This is a genomic window from Burkholderia sp. Ac-20353 (assembly GCF_017104785.1).
Lineage (GTDB): Bacteria > Pseudomonadota > Gammaproteobacteria > Burkholderiales > Burkholderiaceae > Burkholderia.
This window is the reverse complement of record NZ_JAAGPL010000305.1, coordinates 1-6,691: the sequence shown is the minus strand read 5'-3', so window position 1 is coordinate 6,691 and position 6,691 is coordinate 1. Positions and strand designations below refer to the sequence as shown.

Genomic DNA, 6,691 nt, shown 5'->3' with positions numbered 1-6,691 from the left:
GTCGTAGCCGCGCATCCGGCGGTTCGCGAGGCCGCTGCGGATCTGCGGCATGTAGCCGATCGACGGATTGCCGCGCGCGACCAGCGCGTCGCCGACGCGCAGCGCGCCGCCGGCGACCGGCACGAGGCCGAGCACCGCGCGCATCAGCGTCGTCTTGCCGGCGCCATTCGGCCCGAGCACGCCGACGAATTCGCCGGGCTCGATCGAGAAGCTGACGTCGCGCAGGATCGTGCGTCCGCCCAGTTCGAGCGTGACGCGATCGAGTTCGAGTGCGTGGGGATTGTTGGGGGTCATGGCTTGCGGGTGGAGAGGGCCTTGCCGAGCGCGTCGAGCTGGCCGGCCATCCATTGCTGGAAGGTCTTGCCGGCCGGCTGCGTCTCGGTGACGCTGACGGTCGGCACGCCGCCGCTGCGCGCGATCTTCAGCATCCGCTTCGTCATCGGTTCCTCGGCCTGGCTGTTGTAGATCAGCACGCGCACCTGCTTGTTGCGCAGGTCGTTCTCGAACGCGGCGACATCCTGCGCGCTCGCCTCGGTGTTGTTCATCGTCGCGAGCTGGAAGCGCTGGTTGCGCATGTCGAGGCCGATCGCGTCGGCCATGTAGCCGAACACGGGCTCGGTGGCCGTCACGGGCACGCCCTTGTATTGCGCGCGCAGCGCGGCGACCTTGTCGTCGACGGGTTTCAGCGATGCGACGAACTTCTGCAGGTTCGCGTCGTAGTCGGCCTTGTTCGCCGGGTCCGCGTGACCGAGCTCGGCGGCGATCGCGCGCGCGGCGGCAGGCATCGTCGCCGGGTCGTACCACAGGTGCGGATTGTCGCCGGCCTTCTTGCCGACGAGATCCGCGACGACGATCGTCGCGCGCTTCGCCTGCTTCGACGCCGCGAGCAGCTTGCCCATCCACGGATCGTAATCGGCGCCGTTGTAGATCACGAGCTGCGCCTGCTGCAGCGCGCGCGCGGTTTTCGGGCTCGCCTCGAACAGGTGCGGATCCTGGTCGGGATTGCTGAGGATGCTCGTCACCGCGACATGGCGGCCGCCGATCTGCGTGACGACGTCACCATAGAAGTTCTCGGCCGCAACCACGTTGATGGCGGCCGCCTGCGCGAGCGCGGGCACCGCGAGCGACAGCGCGGCGAGGCCGGCAGCGAGCCAGCGGACGGGGCGCGGAAGGGAACGCGAAAAGGAGCGCGAAACCGGGCGTGAAAAGGGGGCCTGCGTGGCGGACAGTGGGGCACGCGTCAGGGCAATGGACATGAAACTCCTCGTTCGGAAGGGGCGGCGCGTCGGCCGCGCGATGGGCGTCAGCGCTGCGCCGGCTTGGTCTTGCAGTGTCCGCACAGGCCGCTCAGCTCGACGACCTGGTGATGAACCTCGAAGCCATGCGCGGGCGCGCTCGCGGACAGCTGCTTCGCGAGGTCGCCGCCCGGAATCTCGACGGTCTCGCCGCAGGATTCGCAGATCAGGAACTGGCCTTCGTGCGGCACGCCGATCTCGCAGCACGCGAAGAATGCGTTCTTCGATTCGATCCGGTGGATGAAGCCGTGCTCGACGAGGAAATCCAGCGCGCGATACACGGTCGTGGGCGGCACCCGGCCGCGCTGCGGCTCGAGTTCGGCGAGCAGGTCGTACGCGCCGATCGGGCGCTGCGCGGCGAGCACGCGTTCGTAGACCTGCCGGCGTAGCGGCGTCCACGCGAGCCCGTGCTCGGCGGCGAACGCGTCGGCGCGGGACAGGCGGGCGGCGATTGACGAGGTAGTAGCCATGGCGCGATGCGGGCGATGGAACGAAGATATCGCGATGATATAACGTATCGTCGCGCTGCGCATGCGGCCATCCGTCCCGTTTCTTCCCGCCCGCGCCAAAGGCGGTCCTGTCGCCCGTCCAGCCTTCCGTCGCATTGCCCGTCCCGCGCCGATCCCGCCGCCGGTCCCGCCGCGGGTCCGCCCGCGCCGCAACCTGTCCCGCTCACCGTTGTCCCGCCTGCGCCTGCGGCCGTCGATGTGGTGCCGTTCTGCCGCACTGCATCATCGAAACCGGCCCGATCCGCCTTGACAGCCCCGGTTCCGTATCCGATCATTTGATCGCAGACAGAGCAATTATTCGTGTCGCGAGCATTCGCTCACTTTGCGGCACATCGCACAACGCAGAACGAACCGGAGACAGCCAGTGAGATTGCAGGACAAGGTCGCGATCCTGACGGGCGCCGCGAGCGGCATCGGCGAAGCGGTCGCGCAACGCTATCTGGACGAGGGCGCGCGCTGCGTGCTCGTCGACGTGAAACCGGCCGGCGGCTCGCTCGCGCGGCTGATCGACGCGAACCCCGGGCGGGCGGTCGCCGTCAGCGCGGACGTCACGCGCCGCGACGACATCGCACGCATCGTCGCGACCGCGGTCGAGCGGTTCGGCGGCATCGACATCCTGTTCAACAACGCGGCGCTGTTCGACATGCGCCCGCTGCTCGACGAATCGTGGGACGTGTTCGACCGCCTGTTCGCCGTCAACGTGAAAGGGCTGTTCTTCCTGATGCAGGCGGTCGCGCAACAGATGGTCGAGCAGGGGCGCGGCGGCAAGATCGTCAACATGTCGTCGCAGGCAGGACGTCGTGGCGAGCCACTCGTTTCGCACTACTGCGCGACCAAGGCCGCGGTGATCAGCTATACGCAGTCGGCCGCGCTCGCGCTCGCGCCGCACCGGATCAACGTGAACGGGATTGCGCCGGGCGTCGTCGACACGCCGATGTGGGAGCAGGTCGACGCGCTGTTCGCGCGCTATGAAGACCGTCCGCTCGGCGAGAAGAAGCGGCTCGTCGGCGAAGCGGTGCCGCTCGGCCGCATGGGGCTGCCCGCCGACCTGACGGGCGCCGCGCTGTTCCTCGCGTCGGCCGATGCCGACTACATCACCGCCCAGACGCTGAACGTCGACGGCGGCAACTGGATGAGCTGACATGAAACGGCGTCCACGTTCGCTTCGTTCACCGCTGCCGCTGCCGCTGCCGGCGACGGCCCATTGCGCACGGCTTTCCGGAGGGCACGCGTGATGGCCGCGATCGTCACCGCCGGCGAACTGCTGGCCGAATTCGTCGCCACGAAGCGCGGCCAGGGCTTCGACGCGCCGGGCGCGTTCGACGGGCCGTTCCCGAGCGGCGCACCCGCGATCTTCGCGGACCAGGCCGCACGACTCGGCGCCAGCGTCGCGTTTGCGGGCTGCGTCGGCCGCGATGCGTTCGGCGACGCGATCGTCGCGCGGCTCATCCGCGACGGCGTCGACGTCGGCGGCATCCGTCGCGTCGCGCGGCCGACCGGCACAGCGTTCGTCGCGTATCGCGACGACGGCTCGCGCAGCTTCGTTTACCAGATCGCGACGAGCGCGGCCGGCTGTTTCGACGCGTCCGACATCGACGCGCGGATGTTCGACGGCTGCCGCTACTTCCACGTGATGGGTTCGTCGCTGACGAGCGAAGCGTCGATCGCGGCGATCCAGCGCGGCGTGATCGAGGCCGCGCGTGCGGGCGCGAAGATCTCGTTCGATCCGAACGTACGCGCCGAGATGCTGAGCTTTGCGCCGATGCGCGCGGCACTCGACGACATGCTCGCCGCTTGCCACCTGTTCCTGCCGAGCGAAGCGGACCTGCCATTCTTCTGCGGGCCGCAGCCGGCCGAGCGGGCGATCGCGGGGCTGCTCGCGACGCATCCGCTGATGGAGCGCATCGTGCTGAAGCGCGGCGCGGCCGGCAGCACCGCGTTCGACCGCGCGAGCCGCGTCGACGTGCCGGCCTGGCCGGTCGATGAAGTCGATCCGACCGGCGCGGGCGACTGCTTCGGCGGCACGCTGGTCGCGAGCCTCGTCGAAGGGCTGCCGATCGACGCGGCGCTGCGCCGCGCGAATGCGGCGGGCGCGCTCGCGGTCACGCGACGCGGCCCGATGGAAGGCAACAGCAGCGCCGCCGAGATCGAGCGCTTCCTGACCGAGCGGGGTGTCGCATGTCCGGCCTGACGACGACGCTCGAACGCCCGCGCATCGCGCAGTCGAACGCAGTGCTGAGGATGATCTTCGACGCGAACCGTGGCGACGCGCAGCGCGGGATCTACGCGGTGTGCAGCGCGCACCGGCTGGTGCTCGAAGCCGCGTGCGAAGCCGCGCGTGCGGACGGCTCGCCGCTGCTGGTCGAGGCGACCTGCAACCAGGTGAACCATCTGGGCGGCTACACGGGGATGACGCCCGCCGATTTCCGGCGCGACGTCGACGCGATTGCCGCGCGGTGCGGCCTTGCGCCGTCCGCGCTGGTACTTGGCGGCGACCATCTGGGGCCAAACCCGTGGCGGCATGGCCGCGCGGCCGACGCGATGCGCGAGGCCGACGCGATGGTCGCCGCGTACGTCGAGGCCGGCTTCATGAAGCTCCATCTCGATGCGAGCATGGCGTGCGCGGACGACGCGGGTCCGCTCGACGACCGCACGATCGCGTCCCGCGCGGCGCGCTTGTGCCGCGCGGCGGAGGACGCCGCGGCGCGCAGCGGGCAGGCGCCCGTCTACGTGATCGGCACCGAAGTGCCGACGCCGGGCGGCGAGGCCGGCGGCGGAGCCGCCGAGATCGCCGTGACGCGCACCGACAGCATTGCGGCGACGCTCGACGCGCATCGCGCCGCGTTCGCGGCGCACGGTCTCGACGACGCTTGGACCCGGGTCGTCGCGATCGTCGCGCAGCCCGGCGTCGATTTCGACGACCGTCACGTGCTCGACTACGACAGCGCGAAGGCCGCGTCGCTCGGCGCAAGCATCCTGCATACGCCGGGCCTCGTGTTCGAGGCGCATTCGACCGACTACCAGACCGAGCCCGCGCTCGCCGCGCTGGTGCGCGACCATTTCGCGATCCTGAAGGTGGGCCCCGCGCTGACGTTCGCACTGCGCGAGGCGCTGTTCGCGCTCACCTTCATCGAGGACGCGCTGATCGGCGACGCATCGCAGCGTTCTCAACTGCGCGACGTCGTCGACGCGGCGATGCGCGCGCAGCCCGAACACTGGGCGCCGTACTACCGCGGCGACGAAACGGCGCAGCGGCTTGCGCGGCAGTTCAGCTACAGCGACCGCATTCGCTACTACTGGCTGCAGCCGTCCGTCGCGGCCGCCGTCGAGCGGTTGTTCGGCAATCTCGCGCGCCAGCCCGTGCCCGAGACGCTCGTCGCGCAATGGCTGCCAGACGTGTACACGGCGCGCCGCGCGGGCGCGCTCGCGGCAGACCCGCGCGCGTGGGCCCGCCACCGGATACGCGACGTGATCGCGCGTTATGCGCGCGCGTGCGGGATGCAGCGGCCGGGCTGACCGGCCATCCATCGACATACGACAAACCGAAAACACCCAGGAGACAAGCCATGCAACGAAAGAGGTTCGACGCCGCCGCACGCTGCGTTGCCGGAGCCGCGCTCGCGGCCGCCGCGTGCGCGGCACACGCCGCGACGCTGACGATCGCGACGCTGAACAACCCCGACATGATCGAGCTGAAGAAGCTGTCGCCGGCGTTCGAGAAGGCGAACCCCGACATCAGGCTGAACTGGGTGATCCTCGAGGAGAACGTGCTGCGCCAGCGCGCGACGACCGACATCACGACCGGCAGCGGCCAGTTCGACGTGATGGCGATCGGTACCTACGAGACGCCGCAATGGGGCAAGCGCGGCTGGCTCGCGCCGGTCGCGAACCTGCCGGCCGACTACGACCTGAACGACATCGTGAAGACCGCGCGCGACAGCCTGTCGTACAACGGCCAGCTGTACGCGCTGCCGTTCTATGTCGAAAGCTCGATGACGTTCTACCGCAAGGACCTGTTCGCGGCGAAGGGCCTCAAGATGCCCGACCAGCCGACCTACGACCAGATCGCCGAATTCGCGGACAAGCTGACCGACAAGTCGAACGGCATCTACGGGATCTGCCTGCGCGGCAAGGCCGGCTGGGGCGAGAACATGGCGTACGTGTCGACGGTCGTGAACACGTTCGGCGGGCGCTGGTTCGACGAAAAGTGGAATGCGCAGCTCACGTCGCCCGAGTGGAAGAAGGCGATCAGTTTCTACGTGAACCTGCTGAAGAAGAACGGCCCGCCGGGAGCGAGCTCGAACGGCTTCAACGAGAACCTCACGCTGACCGCGTCGGGCAAGTGCGCGATGTGGATCGACGCGACGGTCGCGGCCGGGATGCTCTACAACAAGCAGCAGTCGCAGGTCGCCGACCGGATCGGCTTCGCGGCCGCGCCGGTCGCCGCAACGCCGAAGGGCTCGCACTGGCTGTGGGCGTGGGCGCTCGCGATCCCGAAGACGTCGAAGCAGCAGGACGCGGCGAAGAAATTCATCGCGTGGTCGACGTCGAAGCAGTACATCGAGATGGTCGGCAAGGATGAAGGCTGGGCGTCGGTGCCGCCCGGAACGCGCACGTCGACCTACCAGCGCGCCGAGTACAAGGCCGCCGCGCCGTTCTCGGACTTCGTGCTGAAGGCGATCGAGACGGCCGACCCGAACGATCCGGCGGCGAAGAAGGTGCCGTATACGGGCGTGCAGTACGTCGGCATTCCTGAATTCCAGTCGTTCGGCACGGTCGTCGGGCAGAGCATCGCGGGCGCGGTTGCCGGGCAGATGACGGTCGACCAGGCGCTCGCGGCCGGGCAGGCGGCGGCCGATCGCGCGGCGCGGCAGGCCGGCTACCAGA

At 69.5% G+C, this 6,691-nt stretch carries 7 protein-coding genes; 4 read left to right on the top strand and 3 right to left on the bottom strand.

The features are described 5' to 3' along the window. The 3 genes from G3N94_RS38665 to G3N94_RS38655 form a co-directional block, all read right to left on the bottom strand. A partial coding sequence (locus G3N94_RS38665) for an ATP-binding cassette domain-containing protein (protein WP_205799469.1) occupies positions 1-294 on the bottom strand: 294 nt, incomplete at its 3' end. Further along, a complete protein-coding gene (locus tag G3N94_RS38660) occupies positions 291-1,256 on the bottom strand; it encodes a metal ABC transporter solute-binding protein (protein WP_205799468.1) in 966 nt (321 codons plus the stop codon). The genes G3N94_RS38665 and G3N94_RS38660, both read right to left, overlap by 4 nt. A 47-nt stretch (positions 1,257-1,303) precedes the next feature. Further along, a complete protein-coding gene (locus G3N94_RS38655; protein WP_185732176.1) occupies positions 1,304-1,765 on the bottom strand; it encodes a Fur family transcriptional regulator in 462 nt (153 codons plus the stop codon). A 403-nt stretch (positions 1,766-2,168) separates the two neighbouring features. Between G3N94_RS38655 and G3N94_RS38650 the strand changes: the two genes are divergently transcribed. From G3N94_RS38650 to G3N94_RS38635, 4 genes are all read left to right on the top strand, one after another. Beyond that, positions 2,169-2,945 (top strand): L-iditol 2-dehydrogenase, encoded by a 777-nt coding sequence (locus G3N94_RS38650; RefSeq protein ID WP_205799467.1) that lies wholly within the window; start codon positions 2,169-2,171, stop codon positions 2,943-2,945. Between the two features lie 93 nt (positions 2,946-3,038). Next, on the top strand, positions 3,039-3,995 hold the full coding sequence (locus G3N94_RS38645; protein ID WP_205799470.1) for a sugar kinase: 957 nt from the start codon (positions 3,039-3,041) through the stop codon (positions 3,993-3,995). Beyond that, positions 3,983-5,320, top strand: coding sequence for a D-tagatose-bisphosphate aldolase, class II, non-catalytic subunit (locus tag G3N94_RS38640; RefSeq protein ID WP_205799466.1), 1,338 nt, complete (start codon positions 3,983-3,985; stop codon positions 5,318-5,320). Before G3N94_RS38645 ends, G3N94_RS38640 begins: the two co-directional genes overlap by 13 nt. Positions 5,321-5,370: 50 nt before the next feature. Then, on the top strand, positions 5,371-6,691 hold a 1,321-nt coding region (locus G3N94_RS38635; protein WP_205799465.1), incomplete at its 3' end, for a sugar ABC transporter substrate-binding protein.

Coding starts and splice junctions, on each gene's coding strand:
- G3N94_RS38660 (WP_205799468.1), bottom strand. CDS start 1,256: ATGTCCATTGCCCTGACGCGTGCCCCACTGTCCGCCACGCAGGCCCCC.
- G3N94_RS38655 (WP_185732176.1), bottom strand. CDS start 1,765: ATGGCTACTACCTCGTCAATCGCCGCCCGCCTGTCCCGCGCCGACGCG.
- G3N94_RS38645 (WP_205799470.1), top strand. CDS start 3,039: ATGGCCGCGATCGTCACCGCCGGCGAACTGCTGGCCGAATTCGTCGCC.
- G3N94_RS38640 (WP_205799466.1), top strand. CDS start 3,983: ATGTCCGGCCTGACGACGACGCTCGAACGCCCGCGCATCGCGCAGTCG.